General features: G+C 68.4%; 18 protein-coding genes and 1 riboswitch. Of the genes, 10 read left to right on the top strand and 8 right to left on the bottom strand.

Annotated features, from left to right (window positions below; all coding sequences use genetic code 11):
- The first annotated feature begins 122 nt into the window (after nt 1-122).
- The 8 genes from D5S08_RS01615 (at nt 123) to metH (ending at nt 11,331) form a co-directional block, all read left to right on the top strand.
- Nucleotides 123-2,171 (top strand): S46 family peptidase, encoded by a 2,049-nt coding sequence (locus D5S08_RS01615; protein ID WP_121115433.1) that lies wholly within the window; start codon nt 123-125, stop codon nt 2,169-2,171.
- Nucleotides 2,172-2,194: 23 nt separating this feature from the next.
- Nucleotides 2,195-2,821, top strand: coding sequence for a cob(I)yrinic acid a,c-diamide adenosyltransferase (gene cobO, locus D5S08_RS01610; protein WP_121115431.1), 627 nt, complete (start codon nt 2,195-2,197; stop codon nt 2,819-2,821).
- A 20-nt stretch (nt 2,822-2,841) separates the two neighbouring features.
- Nucleotides 2,842-3,041: riboswitch (cobalamin riboswitch) on the top strand.
- Between the two features lie 121 nt (nt 3,042-3,162).
- On the top strand, nt 3,163-5,004 hold the full coding sequence (locus tag D5S08_RS01605; RefSeq protein WP_121114851.1) for a TonB-dependent receptor plug domain-containing protein: 1,842 nt from the start codon (nt 3,163-3,165) through the stop codon (nt 5,002-5,004).
- A 2-nt stretch (nt 5,005-5,006) separates the two neighbouring features.
- The gene (locus D5S08_RS01600; RefSeq protein WP_121114849.1) at nt 5,007-5,816 is read left to right on the top strand and encodes an ABC transporter substrate-binding protein; all 810 of its coding nucleotides are present in this window, start codon (nt 5,007-5,009) and stop codon (nt 5,814-5,816) included.
- Entirely contained in the window at nt 5,813-6,781 is a 969-nt protein-coding gene (locus tag D5S08_RS01595; RefSeq protein WP_121115429.1) for a FecCD family ABC transporter permease, read from the top strand. Before D5S08_RS01600 ends, D5S08_RS01595 begins: the two co-directional genes overlap by 4 nt.
- Nucleotides 6,772-7,521, top strand: coding sequence for an ABC transporter ATP-binding protein (locus D5S08_RS01590; RefSeq protein ID WP_121114847.1), 750 nt, complete (start codon nt 6,772-6,774; stop codon nt 7,519-7,521). Before D5S08_RS01595 ends, D5S08_RS01590 begins: the two co-directional genes overlap by 10 nt.
- Nucleotides 7,522-7,552: 31 nt before the next feature.
- Nucleotides 7,553-8,620, top strand: a complete 1,068-nt coding sequence (locus D5S08_RS01585; RefSeq protein WP_121114845.1) for a homocysteine S-methyltransferase family protein — start codon at nt 7,553-7,555, stop codon at nt 8,618-8,620.
- 5 nt (nt 8,621-8,625) lie between these two features.
- Nucleotides 8,626-11,331 (top strand): methionine synthase, encoded by a 2,706-nt coding sequence (gene metH / locus D5S08_RS01580; RefSeq protein ID WP_121114843.1) that lies wholly within the window; start codon nt 8,626-8,628, stop codon nt 11,329-11,331.
- Between the two features lie 5 nt (nt 11,332-11,336).
- On the opposite strand, the gene D5S08_RS01575 is transcribed toward metH, so the two are convergent.
- Nucleotides 11,337-14,465 (bottom strand): glycoside hydrolase family 2 TIM barrel-domain containing protein, encoded by a 3,129-nt coding sequence (locus D5S08_RS01575; RefSeq protein ID WP_162301898.1) that lies wholly within the window; start codon nt 14,463-14,465, stop codon nt 11,337-11,339.
- Between the two features lie 155 nt (nt 14,466-14,620).
- Between D5S08_RS01575 and D5S08_RS01570 the strand changes: the two genes are divergently transcribed.
- Together D5S08_RS01570 and D5S08_RS01565 are read left to right on the top strand one after the other, a co-directional pair.
- Nucleotides 14,621-15,829 carry a PQQ-dependent sugar dehydrogenase gene (locus tag D5S08_RS01570; RefSeq protein WP_241557160.1) on the top strand — a complete coding sequence of 403 codons (1,209 nt, stop codon included), beginning with the start codon at nt 14,621-14,623 and terminating at the stop codon, nt 15,827-15,829.
- A gap of 1 nt (nt 15,830) precedes the next feature.
- On the top strand, nt 15,831-16,976 hold the full coding sequence (locus D5S08_RS01565) for a PKD domain-containing protein (RefSeq protein ID WP_121114839.1): 1,146 nt from the start codon (nt 15,831-15,833) through the stop codon (nt 16,974-16,976).
- 213 nt (nt 16,977-17,189) lie between these two features.
- Here the strand turns inward: D5S08_RS01565 and D5S08_RS01560 are convergent, their stop codons facing one another.
- From D5S08_RS01560 to D5S08_RS01530, 7 genes are all read right to left on the bottom strand, one after another.
- Nucleotides 17,190-17,807 (bottom strand): DedA family protein, encoded by a 618-nt coding sequence (locus D5S08_RS01560; protein WP_121114837.1) that lies wholly within the window; start codon nt 17,805-17,807, stop codon nt 17,190-17,192.
- A gap of 87 nt (nt 17,808-17,894) precedes the next feature.
- Nucleotides 17,895-18,251, bottom strand: a complete 357-nt coding sequence (gene mnhG, locus D5S08_RS01555) for a monovalent cation/H(+) antiporter subunit G (RefSeq protein WP_121114835.1) — start codon at nt 18,249-18,251, stop codon at nt 17,895-17,897.
- Nucleotides 18,248-18,529 carry a K+/H+ antiporter subunit F gene (locus D5S08_RS01550; RefSeq protein WP_121114833.1) on the bottom strand — a complete coding sequence of 94 codons (282 nt, stop codon included), beginning with the start codon at nt 18,527-18,529 and terminating at the stop codon, nt 18,248-18,250. Before D5S08_RS01550 ends, mnhG begins: the two co-directional genes overlap by 4 nt.
- Entirely contained in the window at nt 18,526-19,014 is a 489-nt protein-coding gene (locus tag D5S08_RS01545; protein ID WP_121114831.1) for a Na+/H+ antiporter subunit E, read from the bottom strand. The genes D5S08_RS01550 and D5S08_RS01545 overlap by 4 nt, the downstream gene beginning before the upstream one ends.
- Nucleotides 19,011-20,648, bottom strand: coding sequence for a monovalent cation/H+ antiporter subunit D (locus tag D5S08_RS01540; protein WP_241557159.1), 1,638 nt, complete (start codon nt 20,646-20,648; stop codon nt 19,011-19,013). Before D5S08_RS01540 ends, D5S08_RS01545 begins: the two co-directional genes overlap by 4 nt.
- On the bottom strand, nt 20,645-20,974 hold the full coding sequence (locus tag D5S08_RS01535) for a Na+/H+ antiporter subunit C (RefSeq protein ID WP_121114829.1): 330 nt from the start codon (nt 20,972-20,974) through the stop codon (nt 20,645-20,647). The genes D5S08_RS01540 and D5S08_RS01535 overlap by 4 nt, the downstream gene beginning before the upstream one ends.
- The gene (locus tag D5S08_RS01530) at nt 20,974-23,907 is read right to left on the bottom strand and encodes a monovalent cation/H+ antiporter subunit A (protein ID WP_121114827.1); all 2,934 of its coding nucleotides are present in this window, start codon (nt 23,905-23,907) and stop codon (nt 20,974-20,976) included. The genes D5S08_RS01535 and D5S08_RS01530 overlap by 1 nt, the downstream gene beginning before the upstream one ends.
- Between the last annotated feature and the right edge of the window lie 159 nt (nt 23,908-24,066).

Here is a 24,066-nt window from a genome sequence, read left to right as displayed (position 1 = left end):
GGCGGCGGCGATTGCCGATCATGGCCGATCGGATTACACCCGCCCCAGCAACTATGCCGGGCCGGTATGTGGGGCGGCGACATGCCGCCTTTGATCGGCCGGCCCTGACCGAAAGCAGATCGATGACCAAGCGACGCGCCCTGCTGGCGACTTCCCCCCTTGCCCTGCTGGCGCTTGCCGGCACCACCCCCGCCGCTGCCGAGGAAGGCATGTGGACGTTCGACAACTTCCCCGCGGCACAGGTGCGCGAGACGTATGGCTGGGCGCCGGACGAGGCATGGCTGGACCATACGCGGCAGGCGGCGGTGCGGCTGACGGGTGGCTGTTCGGCCAGCTTCGTCTCGCCCGAGGGGCTGATCCTGACCAATCACCATTGCGTCGCATCCTGCCTGTTCGACAATTCCACCGCCGCCGCCGACCTGCTGGATGCGGGCTTTATCGCGGAGCGGCGCGAGGACGAGGTCGCCTGCCCCGGGCAGCAGGCGGAGGTGGTGACCGGCATCACCGACGTGACCGGCCGGGTCCGCTCCGCACTGGAGGGCCTGAATGGCGAGGCGCTGACCCGCGCGCGCGACGCAGCCGTGGCCGCGATCGAGGACGAGAACTGCACCGATCGTGCGACCACGCGCTGCCAGGTGGTCACCCTGTTCGGTGGCGGGCAGTACAAGCTGTACACATATCGCAAGTACTCGGATGTCCGGCTGGTCTGGGCGCCGGAGGATCGCGCGGCGACATTCGGCGGCGATCCGGACAATTTCAACTTCCCCCGCTATTCCATGGATGCCAGCTTCCTGCGCGCTTACGAGAATGGCCGGCCGGTGACGCCGGAGGCGCATCTGAAGTGGAACCCGCGCGCGCCGGAGGCAGGCGGAGTGACCTTCGTGGTGGGCAATCCGGGTTCGACCAGCCGCCTCTACACGCAAAGCCAGCTGGCGTTCGAGCGGGAGGTCGCGCTGCCCGCCAGCGTCACCACCATGTCCGAACTGCGCGGCCGGCTGATCAGCGCGATGCAGGGCAGCGAGGAGCGTGCGCGCGAGGGGCTGGACCTGCTGAACGGAATCGAGAATTCGCTGAAGGTCTATATCGGCCGCCAGCGTGCGCTGAACGATCCCGCCTTCACCGGCAAGCTGGCTGCGGCGGAGACGGATCTGCGCGGGCGCACCGATGTGACCGGCAATGATCCTTGGGCGCAGGTGAGCGAGGCGATCGGCGCCTATCGCACGCTGTACCTGCCTTATCGCTACATGCAGCCTTCGTCCGACCTGTACTCCTATGCCCACGAACTGGTGATGGCGGCGCAGGAGCGGGCCAAGCCGAATGGCGAGCGCCTGCCCGGCTACACCGACAGCGCGCTGCCGCTGCTGGAGAAGGAGGTGCTGGACGAGCGGCCGATCTATCCCTGGCTGGAAGAGCTGCGGCTTTCCTGGAGCCTGTCCAAGTCGCGCGAATATCTGGGCGTCGACGATGCCGACACGAAGCTGCTGCTGGGGCGTGAAAGCCCGGAACAGCTGGCGGCGCGGCTGGTGTCCGACACCCGGCTGGCCGACCCGGCCTATCGCCGGCAGCTGTGGGAAGGGGGCCTCGGCGCGATCGAGACGTCGGACGATCCGCTGATCCGCTATGCCCTGCAGCTGGAGCCGCGCCAGCGGGAGCTGCAGCAGCAGGTCGATGCGCAATATCGCGGCCCGCTGGCGGCGGCGGGTGCGCAGCTGACCGATGCGCGCTTCGCCGCCTATGGCGACAGCCAGTATCCCGATGCGACCTTCACCCTGCGCATCAGCTATGGCCGGGTGGCCGGGTGGGAGGAGCGCGGGGTCGAGGTGCCCTTCGCCACCAATCTGGGCGGGACGTTCGACCGTGCGACCGGCAGCGCGCCGTTCGACCTCGCGCCCGCATTCGCGGCGAAGCAGGCGCAGATCGATCGTGATGCAACCTATGATTTCGTGACCACCAACGACATCATCGGCGGCAATTCGGGCAGTCCGGTGATCGACCGGGCCGGCACGGTGATCGGCGCGGCGTTTGACGGAAACATCCACTCGCTGGGCGGCAATTACGGCTATGACGGCACGTTGAACCGGACAGTGGTGGTCTCCACCGCGGCGGTGCAGGAAGCGCTGGAGACGATCTATCCCGCCCCGGCGCTGGTACGGGAGCTGGCGGGCGGATGACCGCCCGGCAGGATGCCCCCGCCATGACCGATCCCGAAGATCCGCAGGACGCCGACCATTCCCGCCACAATGCCCGCATGAAGCGGATGAAGGTGGCGCGCGACAAGCTGCAGGCCCGCCGCACGGCGGAGCGTGGCGTGCTGATCGTCCATACCGGCAACGGCAAGGGCAAGTCCTCCTCCGCCTTCGGCATGGCGATCCGGTCCATTGGCTGGGGGATGCGGGTGGCGATCCTGCAATTCGTGAAGGGCACGTGGGAGACGGGGGAGCGCAACTTCTTCGCCGCGCTGCCGGCGGACCTGGTCAGCTTCGAAAGCATGGGAGAAGGCTTCACCTGGGACACGCAGGACCGCGCCAAGGACATCGCCGCCGCCCGGCGCGGGTGGGAGCGGGCGAAGGAACTGATCGCCAATCCCGAGATCGACTTCGTGATCCTGGACGAACTCAACATCGTGCTGGCCGACGATACGCTGCCGGCCGCCGAGGTAATGGCCTTCCTGAAGGACCGCCCGCTGACCAAGCATATCTGCATCACCGGGCGCGGTGCCCGGCCGGAACTGACCGAGCTGGCCGATCTGGTGACGGAGTTCGGCGAGGTGAAGCACCCCTTCAATGCCGGGTTCAACGCGCAGAAGGGCGTGGAATATTGACGCGGCGGCCCCGGCATGGCTAGGGGCGCGGCGCGAACGGTTCCCCGGGGACGGGGATGAAAAGGGAAGTCGGGACCGGCCTTCGGTCGAAGCCCGCGCTGCCCCCGCAACTGTAATCGGGGAGTGTCGCCCGATCCGGCCACTGGATGCAGATCCGGGAAGGCCGGGCGACATGGCGAGCCGAGAGCCAGGAGACCTGCCGTTCGCCAGTCGATCCATCGTGCGGACGGGGTGTGCCGCGCGGACGAGGCCGAAACCCTCGAGCGGCGACAGGGGCGTTCGGCTGACGCACGCGCAGGTTCCTGCGCGGCGGCGGCCCTGTTTGGTTAGGGCTTGTTACAATGAAAGTATCGTATCTGCTGGCTGTGGCGCCGGCGGCGTTGGCCGTGTCCCCCGCGGCGGCGCAGGATCCTGCCAGTGACATCATCGTCACCGCCATCGGTGCGCCGCAGGATGCCGCCACCACCGGTCAGGCGGTGACGGTGATCGACCGCGACACGATCGAGCAGCGGCAGACCGTGGCGATCAGCGACCTGCTGGCGACCACCCCGGGCGTGACGGTGACGCGCAATGGCGGCTTGGGCACGGTCACCAGCCTGCGCATCCGCGGGGCGGAAGGCGACCAGACACTGGTGCTGATCGACGGCGTGCGGGTCAACGATCCATCAGCGCCCGGCGGCGGGTTCGACTTCGCGCATCTGCTCGCCTCCAATGTGGAGCGGGTGGAGGTGCTGCGCGGGCCGAACTCCGTGCCGTGGGGCAGCCAGGCCATCGGCGGCGTGGTCAACATCATGACGAAAGCACCGACGGCGGGGCTGCAGGCGCGTGGCAATGTCGAGTACGGCAGCATGGACACGCTGTTCGCCAGCGGCGGTGTCTCCGGCAGCAGCGGCATCGTGTCGGGCGCGCTGACCGGCGGCTATCTGCGCACGGACGGCATCTCCGCGTTTGACGGTGGGGCCGAGCGGGACGGCTACCGGCAATATGGCGCCAGCGGCCGGGCAGAGGTGGCTTTCACGCCCGACCTGCGGCTGGACCTGCGGGGTTACTGGGCGGATAGCCGGACCGATCTGGACGGCTTCCCGGCGCCGGCCTTCGCCTTCGCCGACACGGACGAATATTCCACGGCGCAGGAGCTGTACGGCTATGCCGGGCTGCATGGCGATATCCTGGACGGAAGCTGGCGCAACACCGTCGCGTTCCAGATCGCCGATGTGGACCGCGACAATTTCGATCGCGATGCCGGGGCGGACCCGCTGTTCGTCTCGCGCGGGCGGTCGGAACGCTACACCTACAAGGGCGACATCGACGCGATGGACCGCGTCCGGCTGGTGATCGGCGCGGAGCACGAGGACACGCGCTTCGATGACAGCGTCAGTAATTACAGCCGCGGCACCACCAGCTTCTGGGGCGAGGCAATCCTGACCCCGCTGGACCCGCTGACGATCACCGGTGCCATCCGGCATGACGATGATGACGCATTCGGCGGCCGCACCACCTTCGGCGCCAACGCCGCGCTGGCGGTGGGCACCGGCACGGTGCTGCGCGGCAGCTATGCCGAAGGGTTCAAGGCGCCGACGTTGTATCAGCTCTATGCCCCTTTCTACGGCACCGCCACGCTGGCGCCCGAGACGGCGGAAAGCTGGGATGTCGGGGTGGAGCAGCGCCTGCTGGGCGATGCGCTGGTGGCCAGCGCGACCTGGTTCCACCGCGACACGGTCAACCAGATCGACTTCGACCCGGCTAGCTTCACCTATTCCAACATTGCCCGCACACAGGCCGAAGGGCTGGAGATCGGGCTGATGGCGCGGCCGGTCGACGGACTGACGGTCGCCGGATCGTACAGCCTGATCGACACGGAGAACCGCAGCGCCGGATTCGAGGGCAACCGCCTGGCGCGCCGCCCGCGCAATTCGGGCAGCCTGTCGGCCGATTACCGCTTCGACTTCGGCCTTTCGCTGGGCAGCACGGTGCAGCTGGTCGGCGACAGCTTCGACAACGCCAACACCACGCGGCTGGAGGGCTATACCCTGGTCAGCCTGCGCGCGGAGATGCCGGTGGCGCAGCGCTGGTCGGTCTACGCCCGGGTCGAGAACCTGTTCGACGAGGAGTATCAGGTCGTCAGCGGGTACGGCACGATCGGCCGCGCCGCCTATGGCGGTGTCCGGCTGCGGTTCGACTGAGGATGCGCTGGCTGCTGCCCTTGCTGCTGCTGTTGGCCGGGTGCGCCCCGGCCGGCGGGCAGCAGCGGGGTGGCATCGTGTCGCTGAACCCCTGTTCGGACCAGCTGCTGCTGGCGCTGGTGCCGCCGGACCGGATCGCGGCGATCAGCCATTATTCGCAAGCGGCGGGCGCGACCTCGGTGCCGCTGGAGATGGCCCGGCGGTTCCGCAGCACCGGCGGCACGGCGGAGGAGGTGATCGCACTGGCGCCCGACCTGGTGGTGGCGACCAGCTACACCCCGCCGGCCACCCGCGCGGCCTTCGCCAAGGCCGGGCTGCGGACGCTGTACCTGGATTCGCCTGTCACCATTGCCGAGAGCAAGCAGCAGGTGGCCGAGGTGGCGCAGGCGGTCGGCGCACAGGCGCAGGGGGCGACGATCAATGCCCGGATCGATCGTGCCGTGGCCGATGCGCGCTGGACGGGTGCGGAGGTGCCTGCCCTGCTGTACATCTCGGGCGATCTGGCGAATGGGGGCGGCACCTTGCTGCATGAGATGATGCAGGTGGCCGGCCTGCGCAATGCGGCGGCGGATTACGGGCTGGCGATGACGGGCGCGCTGCCGGTCGAGGCCATTCTCGCCCAGCCGCCGGCCCTGATCCTGCGCCCGGATGCGGATGGGCGGACGGCGGCGATCCGCCGGCGGTTGCTGGTGCGGACCGATGCGGACACGCGCGAACTCGCCTTTTCGCGCAACCTGATCAATTGCGGCGGGCCGACGATCCCGGCGGCGCTGGCGCGGCTGGCGGCGGTGCGGCGGCAGGTGGCACGGTGAGGCGCAAGGCCCTGCTGGTCGGCCTGGCCGTGCTGGTCGTGGCCCTGTTCGCCGCATCCCTGATGGTGGGCAAGGCGGTGGTGCCGCTGTCGGCCTGGTGGTCGGGCGATCCGCGCTGGGCGATCATCGCCGAGTTGCGCTTGCCACGGGCGGGGCTGGCCACATTGCTGGGTGCCTCGCTGGGGCTGTCGGGCGCGGTGATGCAGGGGTGGCTGCGCAATCCGCTGGCCGATCCTGGCGTGCTGGGCACGTCGAGCGCGGCCGCGCTGGGTGCGGTGGCGGCGATCGTGCTGGGGGGCGCGACGCAATGGGGCATCTTTGCCGCCGCCATGGCCTGCGCGGCGGGCGGGCTGGCGCTGCTGGCCGGGCTGACCTGGCGCGCGGAGACACCGGCGGCCTTCGTGCTGGCGGGCACGGTGCTGGCCAGCCTGGCGGCGGCGCTGACGATGTTCCTGATCTCGATCGCGCCCAATCCCTACGTTGTGGCGGCCGCGATCGACTGGCTGATGGGCGCGCTGACCGATCGCGGGGTGGAGGACCTGACCCATGCCGCGCCGTTCATGCTGGCGGGCTGCGCTCTGTTGCTGGCCACGGGCCGCAGCCTGGATGCGCTGACACTGGGGCCCGATGCGGCGCGATCGCTGGGCATCAGCCTGCCGCGATTGCAGGCGCTGGTAATCGCCGGGGCGGGCCTGTGCGTCGGCGCCGGGGTTGCGGTGACGGGGGTGGTTGGCTTTGTCGGGCTGGTCGTGCCGCACATGCTGCGCCCGCTGTCGGGTGCTCGGCCGGGTGCGCTGCTGGTGCCAGCTGCGCTGGGTGGCGCGGCGCTGGTGCTGGCGGCGGACATCGTGTGCCGCCTGGCGCCCGGGGCGGGCGAGGTGCGGCTGGGCGTCGCGATGGCATTGATCGGTGCGCCGTACTTCCTGGTGCTGCTGCTGAGGGAGCGGGGCCGGTCATGGGGCTGACGGTCGACAACCTGCATGTCGTGCTGGGCAAGCGGGCGGTGCTGGGCGGCGTGACGGCGAGCTTCGTGCCCGGCCGGGTGACGGCGGTGCTGGGGGCGAACGGGGCGGGCAAGTCCACGCTGCTGCGCGCCTGCGCCGCGCTGCTGCCGGCCAGCGGCGGGCAGGTGATGCTGGACGGGCGCGATGCTGCGACGATGCCGGCGCGGGAGCGGGCGCAGGCGATCGGCTATCTGCCGCAGGATGCCGCCGTGCACTGGAACATGACCGTGCGCGATCTGGTGCGGCTGGGCCGCCTGCCGCACGGCGACGATGGTGTGGAGGCGATCGCGGCGGCGCTGGCGGCGACCGACACGGCCGCGCTGGCCGACCGGCCGGTCCGGTCCCTGTCCGGCGGGGAGCGCGCCCGCGTGCTGCTGGCGCGCGTGCTGGCGGGCGAGCCGCGCTGGCTGCTGGCGGACGAGCCGCTCGCCAGCCTGGACCCGCTGCACCAGCTGGAGACGCTGGCGCTGCTGCGTGCCGCGGCGGGGCGGGGCACCGGCGTGGTGCTGGTGCTGCACGACCTGACACTGGCCGCGCGGGTGGCAGATGACGTGCTGCTGCTGAAGGACGGCGCGGTCCTGGCCGGCGGGCCGGCGGCGGCGGTTCTGACGGAGGCGAACCTGGCGGCGGCCTATGGCGTCAGGGTGGCGATCCTGCCGCATGCGGCAGGGCCGGTGATCGTCCCGCAGGGTCGCGCTTGATAAGGCAGGCGATCACTTATATCCGCCCGGGATGGCCATCCCCAACTTCGCCCCGCCCGGTGCCCGCGAGGCGCTGATCGCCGCCGCGCAGCAACGCATCCTGATCACCGACGGCGCCTTCGGGACCGAAATCCAGAACTGGAAGCTGGGCGAGGCGGATTATGCCGGCACGCTGACGCTGACTCACGACCAGAAGGGCAATAACGACATTCTGGCGCTGACCAAGCCGGAGGTGCCCGAAAGCATCCACCGCGCCTATTTCGCGGCCGGGGCGGACATTGCGGAAACCAACACCTTTTCCGCCAACCGCATCAGCCAGGCGGATTACGGGGCCGAAGGCCTGGTGCGCGAGATCAATCACGAAAGCGCGGGCATGGCCCGGCGCATCGCGGACGAGTTCGCCGCCAAGGATGGCCGCCGCCGCTTCGTGGCGGGCGCGATCGGGCCGACCAACAAGACGCTGTCGCTCAGCCCCGATGTCAACGATCCCGGTTTTCGCGAGATCGATTTCGACCAGCTGAAGGATGTCTACCGCGAACAGGCCGACGCCCTGATCGAAGGCGGCGCGGACTTCATCCTGATCGAGACGGTGTTCGACACGCTGAACGCCAAATCCGCGATCATGGCCGCGCAGGAGGCGGCCGACGGATTCGGCCGCGATGTGCCGATCATGCTGTCAATGACGCTGACCGACCTGTCCGGCCGCAACCTGTCCGGCCACACGGTGGAGGCGTTCTGGCACGCGGTGCGCCATGCGCGGCCGGTGACGATCGGGCTCAACTGTTCCTTTGGGGCGGAGCAGCTGCGCCCGCATGTGAAGGTGCTGAGCGATATCTGCGACACGCTGATCATGATCTATCCCAATGCCGGCCTGCCCAACGAGCTGGGCCAGTATGACGAGGCACCGGAGACGACCGCGGCGCTGGTGCGCGACTGGGCGGAGCGGGGGCAGGTCAATGTGCTGGGCGGCTGCTGCGGCTCCACGCCCGCGCATATCCAGGCCATTGCGCAGGCGGTCGCGCCGTTGAAGCCGCGCGCGATCCCGGTGCCGCCGGTCCGCACGCGGCTGGCCGGCCTCGAACCCTTTATCATGGCGTGACGAACATGACCGAACAGCCTTCCACCGCGCGCTTCGTCAATATTGGCGAACGCACCAACGTCACCGGATCGGCGGCGTTCAAGAAGCTGATCATGGCGGGCGATTACGAGACCGCCGTGACCGTGGCGCTGAGCCAGGTGGAGAACGGCGCGCAGATCATCGACGTCAACATGGACGAAGGGCTGCTGGACGCGGTCGAGGCCATGACCACCTTCCTGAAGCGGATCGCGGCGGAGCCGGACATCGCCCGGGTGCCGGTAATGATCGACAGCTCCAAGTGGGAGGTGATCGAGGCCGGGCTGAAATGCGTCTCCGGCAAGCCGATCGTCAACTCGATCAGCATGAAGGAAGGCGAGGACAAGTTCCTCGAGCAGGCGCGCAAGTGCATGGCCTATGGCGCGGCCGTGGTGGTGATGGCGTTCGACGAGGTCGGCCAGGCGGACACGCAGCAACGCAAGATCGAGATCTGCGAGCGGGCCTACAAGCTGCTGATGGGCATCGGCTTCCCGCCGGAGGACATCATCTTCGATGCCAACATCTTCGCGGTGGCGACCGGGATCGAGGAGCACAACAATTACGGCGTCGACTTCATCGAGGCGGTGAAGGAAATTCGTGCCCGCTGCCCGCATGTGCATTTTTCGGGCGGGCTGTCGAACCTGTCCTTCAGCTTCCGCGGCAACGAGCCGGTGCGCCGGGCAATGCATTCGATCTTCCTGTACCATGCCATCCCGGCCGGGCTGGACATGGCGATCGTCAATGCCGGGCAGCTGGACGTCTATGACCAGATCGACCCGGAACTGCGCGAGGCGTGCGAGGATGTGATCCTGAACCGCCCGCAGCGCGATCCGGAGGAGACGCCGACCGACCGGCTGGTGCGCATCGCCGAACGCTATCGCGGGCAGAAGGCGGGCGGGGCGGACGACAAGGCGGCGCTGGAATGGCGCGGCTGGCCGGTGGAAAAGCGGCTGGAACATGCGCTGGTGCGCGGCATCGACGCCTTCGTGGTGGAGGATACCGAGGAGGCGCGCCAGTCCGCGGCCAAGCCGATCGAGGTGATCGAAGGCCCGCTGATGGACGGCATGAACGTCGTCGGCGACCTGTTCGGCAGCGGCAAGATGTTCCTGCCTCAGGTGGTGAAATCCGCCCGCGTCATGAAGAAGGCGGTGGCCCATCTGCTGCCCTACATCGAGGCGGCGAAGGAGCCGGGCGCCAAGGGCAAGGGCAAGATCGTGCTCGCCACGGTGAAGGGCGATGTGCACGATATCGGCAAGAACATCGTCGGCGTGGTCCTGCAGTGCAACGGATTCGAGATCATCGATCTGGGCGTGATGGTGCCGTGGAAGACGATCATCGACGCCGCTGTCGAGCATGATGCCGACATGATCGGCCTGTCGGGCCTGATCACGCCATCCCTGGACGAGATGGTGACGGTGGCGGAGGAGATGGCGCGCGCGGGCATGACCATGCCGCTGCTGATCGGCGGGGCGACGACCAGCCGGGTGCATACGGCGCTGCGGATCGATCCGGCTTACGAGGGTGCGGTGGTGCATGTGCTGGACGCCAGCCGCGCCGTGGGCGTGTGCACCCAGCTGGTGTCGGAGACGCAGGCGGTGGACTTCACCGCGCGGACCAAGGCCGAATATGACGAGGTGCGGGTCAAGCGCGCCAATGCCGGCGGGTCGACGCTGGTCACGCTGGAACAGGCGCGCGCCAATGCATTTGCGGCGGATATGGCGCTGAAGCCGCCGGCGCCGCTGGAGCCCGGCATTCACCGCTACGACGGTTGGAGCCTGACCGACCTGGCCGAGGTGATCGACTGGACGCCGTTCTTCCGCTCGTGGGAGCTGGCGGGCAACTTCCCGGCCATCCTGGACGATGCGGTGGTGGGCGAAAGCGCGCGCAGCCTGTGGGCGGATGCGCAGGCGATGCTGGCGCAGATCATCGAGGAGAAATGGTTGACGCCGCGCGGTGTGGTGGGTCTGTGGCCCGCGCACCGGCATGGTGACGACATCTTCGTGCAGCACCGCCATTCGGCCGACCGCCGCAGCCCCGATGGCGCCAGCCTGCCCGACGATCTGCAGGTGCCCGACCTCGACCGCACCAATGAAGGCAGCACCCGTCTGGCCATGCTGCGCCAGCAGATCGCCAAGCGCGAAGGGCGGGCCAATATGTGCCTGGCGGATTTCGTCGACCCGGCGGGCGACTGGCTGGGCGGCTTCGCGGTGGCCATCCACGGGATCGACCCGCATCTGGAACGCTTCCGCGCCGCGCATGACGATTACAACGACATCCTGCTGAAGGCGCTGGCCGACCGCTTCGCCGAAGCCTTTGCGGAGCGGCTGCACCAGCATGTCCGCACCACGCTGTGGGGCTATGCGCCGGACGAGCAGCTGACCAACGAGGCGCTGATCCGGGAGCAATATCGCGGCATCCGCCCGGCACCCGGCTATCCCGCCTGTCCCGATCACACGCTGAAGCCGCTGCTGTTCGCCATGCTGGCCGATGGCGGCGACGATGTCGCGGGCATCACGCTGACGGAGAGCATGGCCATGCTGCCGACCTCCGCCGTCAGCGGGTTCTATTTCGGGCACCCGCAGGCAGCCTATTTCGGCGTTGCGCAGATCGGCATGGACCAGCTGACGGATTATGCCACCCGCCGCGACCTGCCGCTGGCCGAAGCGCAGCGCTGGCTGCGGCCGAACCTGAGCTGAGCCCGCTACTCCGGTGAAGCGGGCATCGGCGGCAGGTTGATAAGCAGCCGCCCGGCATAGCGGCCCTGCGCGATGGCGGGCTGACCCGCCGGGCCGGTCTGCTCGGCCGGCTGGAACTTGGCGCCCATGGCCGGGATCGCATGCATGAAGCCGAGCGCGCCTGCCGGGAAGGGCGCGCTGGTGGAGGGCAGGTCCGCCATCCGCGCGCCGAGCTGCAGATAGGGGGTGGCGCCTTCGTTGCGGATCACCAGCGTCTCTCCCCCCGTGCGGTCCAGCCGGACCCAGCGTGGGTCTGCATAGTAGCCGGCGAGGTGCGCCTGCGGCAGGCCCTGGCTACCGGGTGCAGCGATGACATGCACACCCAGCTGCGGCCCGCGCAGGCGGTTCTGCCATACCGGCCATGGCCCGCGCAGCAGCGCGGTGGCAGTCACCGCCTGGGCACCGGGCACTTCACCAAAGGTGATGCCGTGGAACAGCATCGGCCCTTCCAGGCTGTAGGCATAATCCACAGCCAGCGTGCCGTCCGCCGCCAGCGTCCACCGCACCCGCTCCAGCCCGCCTGCGCCCAGCGCCTCCAGCCAGGCGGTCGGCTGCCCGGTGGTCGCGTCCGTGCCGGTGCCGGTCTGCACCTGCACCCGCGCGGCGGCCGGATCGGGGAAGCGTTCCGCCTGCCACGCCAGCCGGACGGAGCGGACCTGCGGCATCTTGCGAGAGCCGTAGGGGTTCAGCACCCGCACCGCCGTCACCGGTTGCGCGGGGAACGGGTAGAGATTGCCGTCGCGGGCGATGCGCGCCCCTTCGTAGACCGTCCGCCAGGTCGCCCCGTCGGGCGAGACCTGCAGGGTGAAGCCGGCCCAGCCATCCTCCTCTTCCAGCTCCAGATCGACCTCGGCCATGTTGGCCATGCCGGGCTGTGCGGGCCGGAACAGGTCGCCGGCTGCGGCGGTGGTTGCCTGCCATTGCGGTTCGCCCTCCGCCGGGCGCGCGAAGACCAGGCGCGGACCGCCGGCAAGCATAGGGGCGCCGGAGGTGCCGAAGCCGGTCAGCTCCCCGTTTGCCGCGTCGAACCGCGCCGTCACCCTGCCGTTGACAAGATGCAGCTCTCCGCCGGCCTGCTCGACCCGCGGCTGCTCCGCCTGAAGGGCAGGCCAGGCCGCTACGGCAGCTGCCTGCGGGGTGGGCCAGACCCAGCGAGTGGTTTCGCCCTCTGTGTTCCTTGCGACCAGTTCCAGCGCATCGGCCCCGCTCCGCTCCGCGGCCAGAGGTAGCCTCAGCACGCCCTGAGCATGCGGCGCGACCGGCGGCCCGGCCAGCGAGCCCTGCGCCAGCACCTCCGGCGCGGGATCATCCGCCTGCGGGCCGGCGAAGCGTAGCCAGCGCCAGTCGAACGTTACGGCATCGAGCGCGGTGAAATCGTGACGATTGGTGAGCGTCAGCGCCCCGTCGAAGGTGTCACCCAGCGCGGGCGCGGCGGCCTGCACGGGGGACCAGACCTGCTTGATCGTGTAGTAGCTCGGCTCCGGTTCGTGCCGGGGTCCGACCAGACCGTCGGCGCCCATGGTCGCGGCGACCTCGATCCGGCCATTCTGGTCGGTGCGGGCGATGCCTTCATCGGCCAGGTTCCACAGGAAGCCGCCCGTGCCCACCGGCGAGGCCAGCATCGCGGTCCAGTAATCGTCCAGCCCCGCGCCATGGCCGCCATCATACAGGCCGTGCAGGAACTCGGTCGGCAGCACCAGATGCGGCTCGGCGAGATGCGCCTCCAGCTCGTGATAGCGGGGGTAGTGATCGGTCTGCAGGCCGTTGAACAGCTCCCACGGATGGACCACCGGGCGATCCTGCGGATCATGCAGCGCGAAGTCCGCGTCCAGCTCCCGGTTCCAGCCGCCTTCATTGCCGTTGGCCCAGAGCAGGATGCTGGGGTGGTTGACGTCGCGGCGGACAAGTTCGCGCACCAGCTGGCGCCCGACCTGGGTATCGTGTGCCTTCTGCCAGCCGCTCAGCTCGTCCATTACATACAGGCCCAGTTCGTCGGCCGCCTCTAGGAAGGCTTCCTCCGGCGCGTAATGGGACATGCGCACGGCGTTCATGTTGAGGTCGCGCAGCATGCGCGCATCGGCATAGGAATCTGCGCGCGACAGGGCGCGGCCGGTGTCGGCGCGGAAGCTGTGGCGATTGACGCCGCGCAGCATGATACGCTGGCCGTTGAGGTAGAGCCCGTCGCCCTCGCGGATTTCGAAGGTGCGGAAGCCGAAGCGCCGTCGTACCCGGTGCACCGGCTCCTCTCCGCGCCACAGGGTCACTTCCAGCCCGTACAGATGGGGCGTCTCCGCCGACCACAGCAGCGGCCGTTCGATCCAGCCTGCGATGCGCGCCTCGCCCGTGCCGCCTGCGGGCAGCTCGGTAGCCATTGCCGGCCCCATTGGCTGGCCGGCGGCGTCGACCACCTGCGCGGTCAGGTGGGTGACAGTGCGCGGCGCGGCCAGTTCGATGTCGGCGGACAGGGCGCCGCTCGCCTCCGCGGCGATCGCCACATGGCCGATCGATTCCGCAGGCTGCGCTTCCAGCCATGCCGGCCGGTAGATGCCGCCGAACACCCAGTAATCGCCCCAGCGTTCGGCCACATCGGTGGCCGGCGCGGCGGAGGCTTCGTCCACCCGGACCTCGATGCTGTTGCTTTCGCCCGGCCTGATCAGGCGGGTCACGTCATAGCTGAAGCGGTTGAAGCCGCCCTGGTGGACTGGGCCGGCCTGAGTGCCGTTCACCACCACCCGCGCATCGGTCATCACCCCGTCGAACACGATCCGCACCGCCCTGCCATCCCAGTCGGCGGGCACGTCCACGGTGCGGCGGTAGACCGCGCTATCCTCCGCCCGGGGACCGCGGACATAGCCGTACTGGTAGCTGCCGAAGCCCTGCTGCTGCCAGTTGGACGGCACGGGGATCGTCGCCTGTTCGCCCGCGCGCATGCCGCCATCGACCGTGAACTGCCAATCGACCGCATCGTCCGGCCCGGTGCCGGTCAGTATCAGGCGCTCGGTTTCGACTGGAGCATCCTGGGCCTGCACCGCGGAGGCCAGCAGCAGCGCCAGCAGCGGAGTGCGGACAAGTTGGCGCATCGGCGCGATGTTCATGGGTGCAGGCCTCCCGGACGGCAGCGAGAGGCTGCAGCCATTCGCAAGCTTAACGCGCCTCAACCTGTATGACAAATCGGCTTGCAACGGCCTGGCAACTGAACAACAAGCGGAGGACATCTCGAAGTCGGGGAAGCAATATCGTGCGCATGATCATGGCAAGGGCATGTCTGTGTGCCGCAACCCTGGCGCTGGCGGCCTGCGCCGGCCCGAATGATGACGCGCAGGATGATGCTGCGACGGCCGCGGCCGATGTCGAACCGCTGATGCGGGTCGCCGGCGGGGAGGCGGTGGAGATGGACGCTTCCGCTCCTTTCGATGTCACGGCCCATGGCGCATTCGACCAGCCCTGGGCGCTTGCCTTCGCACCCGGCACAAGGACGCTGTTCGTGACCGAGAAGCCGGGCACGCTGAAGTTCATGGTCCTGCCTGGCGGACAGATCGGCACCGTCAGCGGCGTGCCGGCGGTGGATTACGGCAAGCAGGGCGGGCTGGGCGACGTCGCCTTCCTGCCCGGCGAAGCGTCCTCCACCCTGTCCGGCCGCACGGTCTACCTCACCTGGGTCGAGGCTGGCGAGAACGACACGCGCGGGGCGGCGCTGGGGCGCGGCAGGCTGGTCTGCGACACCGCGCTGGCCTGCCGGATAGACGGGCTGGAGGTGATCTGGCGCCAGCAGCCCAAGACCGAAGGGCGCAACCATTTCTCGCACCGGATCGCCTTCTCGCCCGACGGCAGATATCTGTTCCTGGCTTCGGGGGAGCGCGACCAGAAGGAGCCGGCGCAGGACCTGGCGACCAATCTGGGCAAGGTGCTGCGGCTGAACCTGGACGGCACACCGGCGGCGGGCAACCCCTTTGCGGATCGCGGCGGCGTCAGCCGCGAAGTGTGGAGCTATGGCCACCGCAACATCCTGGGCCTGGCGTTCGATCGCGCAGGGCGGCTGTGGGATCTGGAGCATGGCCCCGCTGGCGGTGACGAGCTCAACCTGGTGGAGCCGGGCGTCAATTATGGCTGGCCGCTGGTATCCAATGGGGACCATTATGACGGCACGCCGATCCCCGGTCATGCGACCCGGCCGGACCTGCGGCCGGCGGCGGTCGGCTGGACGCCGATCATCGGCCCAGGCGACCTGATCTTCGCCTCCGGCGCGCGCTGGCCGCAATGGGCGAGCGATGCGCTGATCCCGGCCATGCCGGCGCAATCGCTGGTGGTGGTGGCGATGGACGGAACGACGGCGAAGGAGGAGGCGCGCTATGCCTTTCCGGAGCGGATCCGCGCCATCGTGGAAGCGCCGGACGGCGCGCTGTGGCTGTCCGAGGATCGCGAGGGCGGGCGACTGTTGCGGCTGACGCCGAAATCCTGAGATGACCGGCTCCGCCGCCATTGCGCTGCGCTGGCTGGCCGGCGGTGTGCTGCTCGCGACCGGCTCCGTCGCGCAGGCGAATGAGCGGCCGGACTGCGAGTACCAGATCTTCCAGTTCGCCGCCGATGCCATTCCGCGGATCGACGGCCGGACCGATGACTGGGATGCGGTCGGCGGGGATTACATCGTCGGCAGCGAGCGGCTGAAGATCACGGACGGGTCGGACGAGAGCCCCGATCCGGCCAATCTGGACGTCCGGGTCCGCGTGGGCTGGGTCAAGGGCATGAACCGGCTCTATGTCCTGTACGAAGCGAGCGACGATTACTGGGACTTCGCCGAACGCGGCCTGCGCAACGACACCTTCGAGCTGGTGGTGGACGGCAACCGCTCGGGCGGCCCGCTGATCGCGCGATTCCATCCCGACCGGGCGCCGGAGGGGACCGATTCGGCATCGTCCGCACGCTATGTCAGCGCGGAGGATGCCTGGTTCTCGTTCCAGAACATCACCGCTCAGAACTACCACATCTTCACGCCCGCCTTCCAGAAGGACTGGGCCATGGCGTGGGGCCCGCAGGCGAGCTGGATCAAGCGCCTCCCCTGGTCCAACATCGCCTATGATTACAGCTTCTCGCACGGGGAAGGCGGCCGGCTGGTCGCGGAGTTCTGGATCACGCCGTTCGATCACGCCGACCCCGCCGGCCCGGACCGTTCGGTCGAGAGCGTCTTGCGCGAGAATGGCGTCGTCGGGATGGCTTGGGCGGTAATCGACTATGACGGACCGAACACGCGGCCGCGCCACTTCTGGAACCTGTCGCCGCATCACACGATGTACGGCCAGGCGTCGCAGCTATGCCCGTTCCGGCTGATGCCGATCGAAGGTGCCGCGACCTCTGCCGAGGCCGCCTGGTCCTTCACCATCATCGACCGGGATCGTCGCGTGGTCGCCTTCCGGGACGAGACGGCCGGCCCGGTCAGCGAATGGTCATGGGATTTTGGCGACGGCACCCGATCGATCGAGCAGCATCCGGTCCACCTTTATGCCGATCCGGGCAAGTTCGTCGTCACGCTGGACGTGAACGGCCCTGCCGGCCGGTCCAGCCATACAAAGGTGTGGGACGTCTCCTTCGCAGGCGACCCCGAAAAATAGCAGGCGTGTTCAGGATGCGCCGAGGATGGTCGCGGCCATGTCGTTGAGCGGGGTGGCGATCCCCGTTGCTCGGGCATCTGAACGGCGTGGCGCAGCCTGTGACGATCATCGTCCCGCCGCAGACTGGGGACGTGGTGGATCCAGGTCAGGTGCGAAAGTAGGACAGCCGCAGATCAAGCGGCCGGCTCCCAATTTCATGCGCGTGACCGGCCTTCAACTGTCGCCCGATCGGCGGCGCCGTCTGTTCCAGGTGAGCTGCCGCCAGACATAGGTCGTCACGATCAGCACGATCACGGCGGTCGACAGCGGGCCGATGAAGCGTTCGATCTGATCGAACTGGCGGCCCAGCACCCAGCCGGCGATCGCCAGTCCGGAGCTCCAGACAACCGTGCCGATCGTCGACCACAGGAGGAAGCCGGGCAGGCGCATGCGGATCAATCCCGCAGGCAGCGACACGACGGACCGGATCGTCGGGATGATCCGCCCGAACCCCACGATCGCCGCCCCGAACCTGCCGAACAGGCGTTGCGCCCGTTCGACCTCGGGCCAGTCCAGCGTCAGCCACCGCCCATGCCGTTCGATGAACGGGCGAAATCGTTCCAGGCCGATCATGCGGGCCACCAGGTACCAGAACAGGTTGCCGGCCATCGCACCCGCGGTGCCGGCAATGATCACGCTTACCAGCGACAGCTCGCCGCGCGCGGCGACGACGCCGGCCACGGGCATGATGACTTCCGACGGGATCGGCGGAAACACGGTTTCTAACAACATCAGCAGGAAGATACCGGCGGCACCGCCGCCTTCGACCAGCCGGAAAACCCACTCGTCCATTGTCAAACCTTCAATCGGCGCGGCAGGAATGCGGCAGAACGGGCGCCCCCTACCGCCAGTCGGAGGCGGGCGCCATGCCTTGTTGGGTCAGTTCGACCGGTCGTCCTCTACCGGCACGCTTTCGTCCCCTGCGACCCTGTCGCGGTACAGGGCTGCGCGGGCGAGCAGCATCAATGTCACCGGTGTGGTCAGGGACACGAACAGGAAGATCAGCGCCTCGTGCACGCTGAAGCGCGCATGGACGACCGACGACACGCAGGCCGAAGCCAGCAGGATGCAGACCGTGCCCAGCGTCGTGCCCATGGTCGGGCTATGGACCCGCTCGTAGAAGGTCTTCAGTCGCAGCAGCCCCATCGATCCGATGAAGGTTGCGCCGGCCCCGATCAGAACGAAGATCGCCGCCAGGATGGCCGCCCAGAGCGGCAGGTCAGGGGCCTGGGTCATTCGACGACCTCTCCGCGCATCAGGAATTTGGCAAGGGCCACGGTGCCGCAGAACCCGACCAGCGCGATGATGAGCGCCGCCTCGAAGTACAGCGTACGGCCGGTCTGCATGCCGAAGGTGAGCAGCATCAGCATCGCGTTAATGTACAGCGTATCCAGGCCCAGGATCCGGTCCTGCGCGCGCGGCCCGCGCAACAGGCGAAAGATCGCGAACATCATGGCGCAGCCCAGCAGCACCTGCGCCGCGGTGATCGCCAGGCCCAGCACCAGGACATTCATGCGAAGATCTCCAGCAGCAGGCGCTCGTACCGGTGCTTGATGAGGCGGATCCACTCCTCCTCGTCCACCAAGTCGAGCACGTGGAGCAGCAGCGAGCCGGTGGTCCGGTTATATTGCAGCCACAGCGTGCCGGGCGTGGCGGTGAGGATGATGGCCAGCGTCGTCAGGGCGTAGGGATTGGTGATCGCCAGCGGCAGACGGATGAAACCGGACACCCGGCGCCGTCGGGAGGGCAGGGCCACGATCCGCCCGACCGCCAGGTTGGAGCGCAGGATATCGACCGCCACGATGCCCGTCAGGCGAAGCACCGCGCGCCAGGAACGGATCTCCACCGGATCCGGGCGCAACAGGGCCATCGTCTTGCCGGCAATGAGCGCGACGATGCCGCCCAGAAGGATCTGCCCCGGCGAGACCGACTGGGTCAGCAGCAACCACATCACCAGCAGGCAGGTGGTCAGGAGCGGATGGGGCACAAGCCGCGTCATAGCGGGTCGCCCGCAGACTGGACCCGCGGTGCCTGCAGGATCGTGGAGGAATAGTTGCTCCGGTCCGCCAGGGAGCGGGTGGTCTGTTCCATGTAGCGCATGACCGGTGCGGCAAAGACCAGCAGGCCCAGGCAGACGGCCACCAGCACGCCGACCGGGATTGCCTCCGAAATCCGCAGCGGCGCCTGCGCCTGGTTGGACGGGGTCCAGATGTAGTCGATGCCCGCGCGGGTGGTGGCGACCAGGATGGCCAGGCCGGAGACGATCATCAGCGTCAGCAGGATCCAGGTCGACATCGGGATGGCCCCGCTGGAGCCGAGCAGGCCGTTGATGATCGCGAATTTGGAGATGAAGCCCGACAGCGGCGGCATGCCCGCGAGCACCAGGGCGCAGAACATGAAGCCGCCGCCCAGCAGCGCGATCGTGCCGGGAATGACCACGCCGATCTCGGCATCGTCGCTGCCCTCCACCGCGCCGGTATATTCGTCATCGAACACCGGTTCGGTAACGGGCGCCAGCGCATCGTCGTCGATCTCGCCCCGCTGCACCAGTTCGATCAGGAGGTAGAAGGCGCTGACCCCCAAGGTGGAACTGACGAGATAGAACAGCGCCCCGGCAACCACCGCGCCATCCCGCGCGCCGATCGTCGCCAGCAGCGTGCCCGAGGAAATCATCAGCGAATAGGCCGCGATGCCCGACAGGGTCTTGCTGGAAAGCACGCCGATGGTGGCAAAGGCGATGGTCGCCAGCCCGCCGAACAGCAGCCAGAAGCTGGCGAAATATGCGTCGGAGCTGATGCCCGGGGTGAAGACGAGCAGGGAGACCCGCAGCACGGCATAGATCCCGACCTTGCTCAGGATCGCGAACAGGGCAGCGACCGGCGCGGACGCGGCCGAGTAGGCCTTCGGCAGCCAGAAGCTGAGCGGCCACATGCCGGCCTTTACCAGGAAGGCAAGCCCCAGGATCGCGGCACCGGCATCCAGGATCATCCGGTCCCCGTCGGGGATCGCATGAATGCGGACGGCGAGATGGGCCATGTTGAGCGTGCCGGTCGCGGCGTAGATCAGCCCCATGCCGATCAGGAAGAGCAGGGAGGTCGCGACGTTGATCGCGATGTAGTGCAGGGCCGCCTTGATCCGCGGCGTGCTCGATCCGTGGAGCAGCAGACCGTAGGACGCGGCGAGCAGCACTTCGAAGAAGACGAACAGGTTGAACAGGTCGCCGGTCAGGAAAGCGCCGTTGATGCCCATCAGCTGCAGCAGCAGCAGGGCATGGAACCGTGGCCCCGCCTGGTCCCACCGGGCGGTGGCATAAAGCGAGGAGGTGAACCCCAGCAGCGACGTGATCGCCAGCATCAGTGCGGACAGCCGGTCTAGCACCAGCACGATGCCGAAGGGGGCCGGCCAGTTGCCCAGGAGATAGGTCCTGATGGCCGCACCGCCGCCAGCCGGCGCGGTCGCAGCGCCGTGCAGCAGCACCAGCGCGATGGCGAGCATCGCGCTGATCGTCACGGCCGCGATGGCGCGTTTGGCGCGGATGTGGCGTTCCTTGATCAGCAGCATCAGCCCGCTGGCGGCGAGCGGAAGGATGATCGGGGCGACGATCAGGTGGTCGGTCCAGGGCAGGGCGATCACGGTTCCTCCCCGTCCACATGATCGGTGCCGGTCAACCCGCGCGAGGCGAGCAGCACGACCAGCAGGAGCGCGGTCATGGCAAAGGATATCACGATGGCGGTCAGCGCGAGGGCCTGGGGCAGCGGATCGGCCAGCGGGACTGCCGCGCCCTGTTCGATGACCGGTGCCTCGTCGATCTGCAGGCGGCCGGTCGCGTAGATGAACAGGTTCACGGCATAGGACATGAGCGACAGGCCCACGATCAGCTGGAAGGTGCGCGGACGCAGGATCAGCCACACCCCCGAAGCGGTCAGGACGCCGATGCCGATGGCCAGAACGATCTCCATCAGTCTTCCCCTTCTTCCCGGATCACCGGCGGCACATCCGGCCGGGCAGGCGTGCGGGCGCGCGGCGTGCGGATGGATTGATGCGCGATCGCGACCAGCATGAGGGCGGTCGCGCCGACCACCAGCAGGAACACGCCCAGGTCGAAGAACAGGGCGGTCCCGAACGGCACCTTGCCGATGACCGGCAGCTCCAGGTAGCGGAACCAGGAGGTCAGGAAGGGATAGCCGAAGGCGAGCGCACCGACGCCGGTAACCACCGCCAGCAGCAGCCCCGCGCCGATCCAGCGCAGCGGCCGGATGCGCAGCCGCGATTCCACCACCCGCGTGCCGCCGGCCATGTATTGCAGCATGATGGCGATCGACATCGCCACGCCGGCAGCAAAGCCCCCGCCGGGTAGATCGTGCCCGCGGACCAGCAGGTAGATCGCGAAGACGAAGATCACCGGGAACAGCCATTCCATGATGATCCGCGGCACCAGCAGGTAATCCTTCTTGGTATCGCCGACACGCCGCCCGCCCGCGTGCAGGTCGGCCGCATCCTGCATGCGCTGCTGGACCGGAGGCTCGATACTTTCCGACGCCGGCCGGAAGCGGCGCAACAGGGAGAAGATCGTCAGCGCGACAATGGCGAGCACCGCGATTTCTCCCAGCGTATCGAAGGCGCGAAAATCGACCAGGATGACGTTGACCACATTCCTGCCGCCACCCTGCGGATAGGCCTGTTCCATGAAGTAGCGCGAGATGGTGTCCGGCAGCGGGCGGGTCAGCATGGCATAGGCCAGCAGCGCCGCGCCAAGTCCGGCAGCGATGGCGATGCCGAGGTCGGCCGAGCGGCGGAAGACCACCCGCGCGGGCGGCCGGTCATCGGGCCACACCTCCGGCTGGCGTTTGGGAAGCCAGCGCAGGCCGAGCAGCAGGAGCACCGTGGTCACGGTCTCGACCAGCAATTGCGTAAGGGCGAGATCGGGCGCCGACAGCCAGACGAAGCTGATGCAGGCCACCAGCCCGGCCCCGGCCATCAGCACCAGCGAGGCCAGGCGATGGTACTTCGCCTGCTGGGCCGCGCCCACCGCGCAGATGCCGCCCACGATCCAGATCACGGCAAAGGCGGGATCGAGCGGCGTGACGGGCAGGCCGCCGGTCGCATAGCCCAGTTGCAGGAACGGGAGCAGTCCCGCCAGGCAGGCAAGACAGACGAGCAGGCGCAATTGCGGCTGCAGCCGACGGGTGCCGAACAGGCCTTCCAGCGACCGGGCACGACGCACGATGTCCGCCAGCACCCGCTCAAACATGCGGCCGCCCTTGAACCGCGCGATCACCGGCGGACCGGCCCTGCGGTTCAGCGCATCACGGAATCGGAAGTAGGCCAGCGTGCCGGTGGCGAGCGCGATCATGCTGAGCAGCAGGGGCGCGCTGAACCCGTGCCATATGGCAAGACTGTAGGTGGGCGTTTGCGCGCCTAGCACGGACCGCACCGCGCTTTGCAGCACCGGGCCGATCGTCGCGGCCGGCACGATGCCCACGACCAGGCAGGCGATCACCAGGATCTCGATCGGCCGCCGCATCCAGCCGGGCGGCTCGTGCGGGACCTTCGGCAGGTCGGTGGGCGGCGGGCCGAAGAAGGTCTGGTGGATGAACCGCAGCGAATACAGCACGCTGAACGCCGCCCCCAGCGTGGCGAGAACGGGCAACGCGAAGCCGATGACCGGACCCCCACGCGCATCCAGTGCCTCTGCCAGGAACATCTCCTTGGAGATGAAGCCGTTCAGCAGCGGCACGCCCGCCATTGCCGCGGCCGCGACCATCGCCAGCGTGGCGGTGAAGGGCATGAAACGGGCCAGCCCACTCAGCCGGCGCATGTCGCGGGTGCCGCTTTCATGGTCGATGATCCCGGCGGCCATGAACAGGGACGCCTTGAAGGTGGCGTGATTGACCGTGTGGAAGATCGCCGCCACCGCCGCCAGCGGGCTGGAAAGCCCCAGCAGCAGGGTGATCAGGCCGAGATGGCTGATCGTGGAATAGGCCAGCAAGCCCTTCAGATCATGCTGGAAGATCGCCGCCCAGGCACCGACCAGCAATGTCGCAAGCCCGGCAAAGGAGACGATGAAGTACCACGCGTCTGTCCCGGCAAAGATGGGCCAGAGCCGGATCATCAGGAAAATGCCGGCCTTCACCATGGTGGCCGAATGCAGGTAGGCGGATACGGGGGTCGGCGCCGCCATGGCATGCGGCAGCCAGAAGTGGAACGGGAACTGCGCGCTCTTGGTGAAGGCGCCCAGCAGGACCAGGATCAGGGCCGGCAGGTAGAGCGGGCTCGACCGGATCGTGCCGCCCGATGCCAGCACCACGTCGAGATCGTAGCTGCCGACGATGCGCCCGATCAGCAGCACGCCCACCAGCAGGCACAGCCCGCCCGTCGCCGTGACGATCAGCGCCATGCGAGCGCCGTCGCGCGCCGCCCGGTTGCCATACCAGTAGCCGATCAGCAGGAACGAGAAGAGGCTGGTCATCTCCCAGAAGAAGGCGAGCTGCACCAGATTGCCCGACAGGACGATGCCCAGCATCGAACCCATGAAGGCCAGCAGATAGCTGAAGAACCGCGGGACCGGATCCTCCCGCGCCATGTAGTAGCGGGTGTAGAGGACGACGAGCGCGCCGATCACCAGCACCATCATGGCGAACAGCCAGGCGAGCCCGTCCACCCGGAACACCAGGTCAAGGCCGAGCGTCGGCAGCCACCCGATCTCGAGCCGCACGATCTCGCCCCGCGCCACCGGCGCATAGAAGGGGATCAGCAGGGCCGTCGCGAGCACCGCCACGCTTCCGGCCACCAGGCCGGCAGCGGTTCGTGCAGTCCGGGGCAGGAGCGCGGACAGCAGGCTTCCGAAAAAGGGGAGCGCCAGCACAAGCAGAAGGATGCGGCTATCTGTCATCGCGTCTTTCGGTCGGGCGTGGCAGGCGGAGGTGAGAACGTGCTCGCCCCGTCGGGTAAACCGATCGTTAACCGTGAGGCGTGATCGGTCGATGTCGGCTGGACAGCCGTCCGCACCTCAATGGCAAGTGCCGCCCACCACCGCAATGGTGATGTTTCA

This window comes from Croceibacterium ferulae, assembly GCF_003660445.1.
Taxonomy (GTDB): domain Bacteria; phylum Pseudomonadota; class Alphaproteobacteria; order Sphingomonadales; family Sphingomonadaceae; genus Croceibacterium; species Croceibacterium ferulae.
This window is presented reverse-complemented; position numbering and strand designations above follow the sequence as displayed.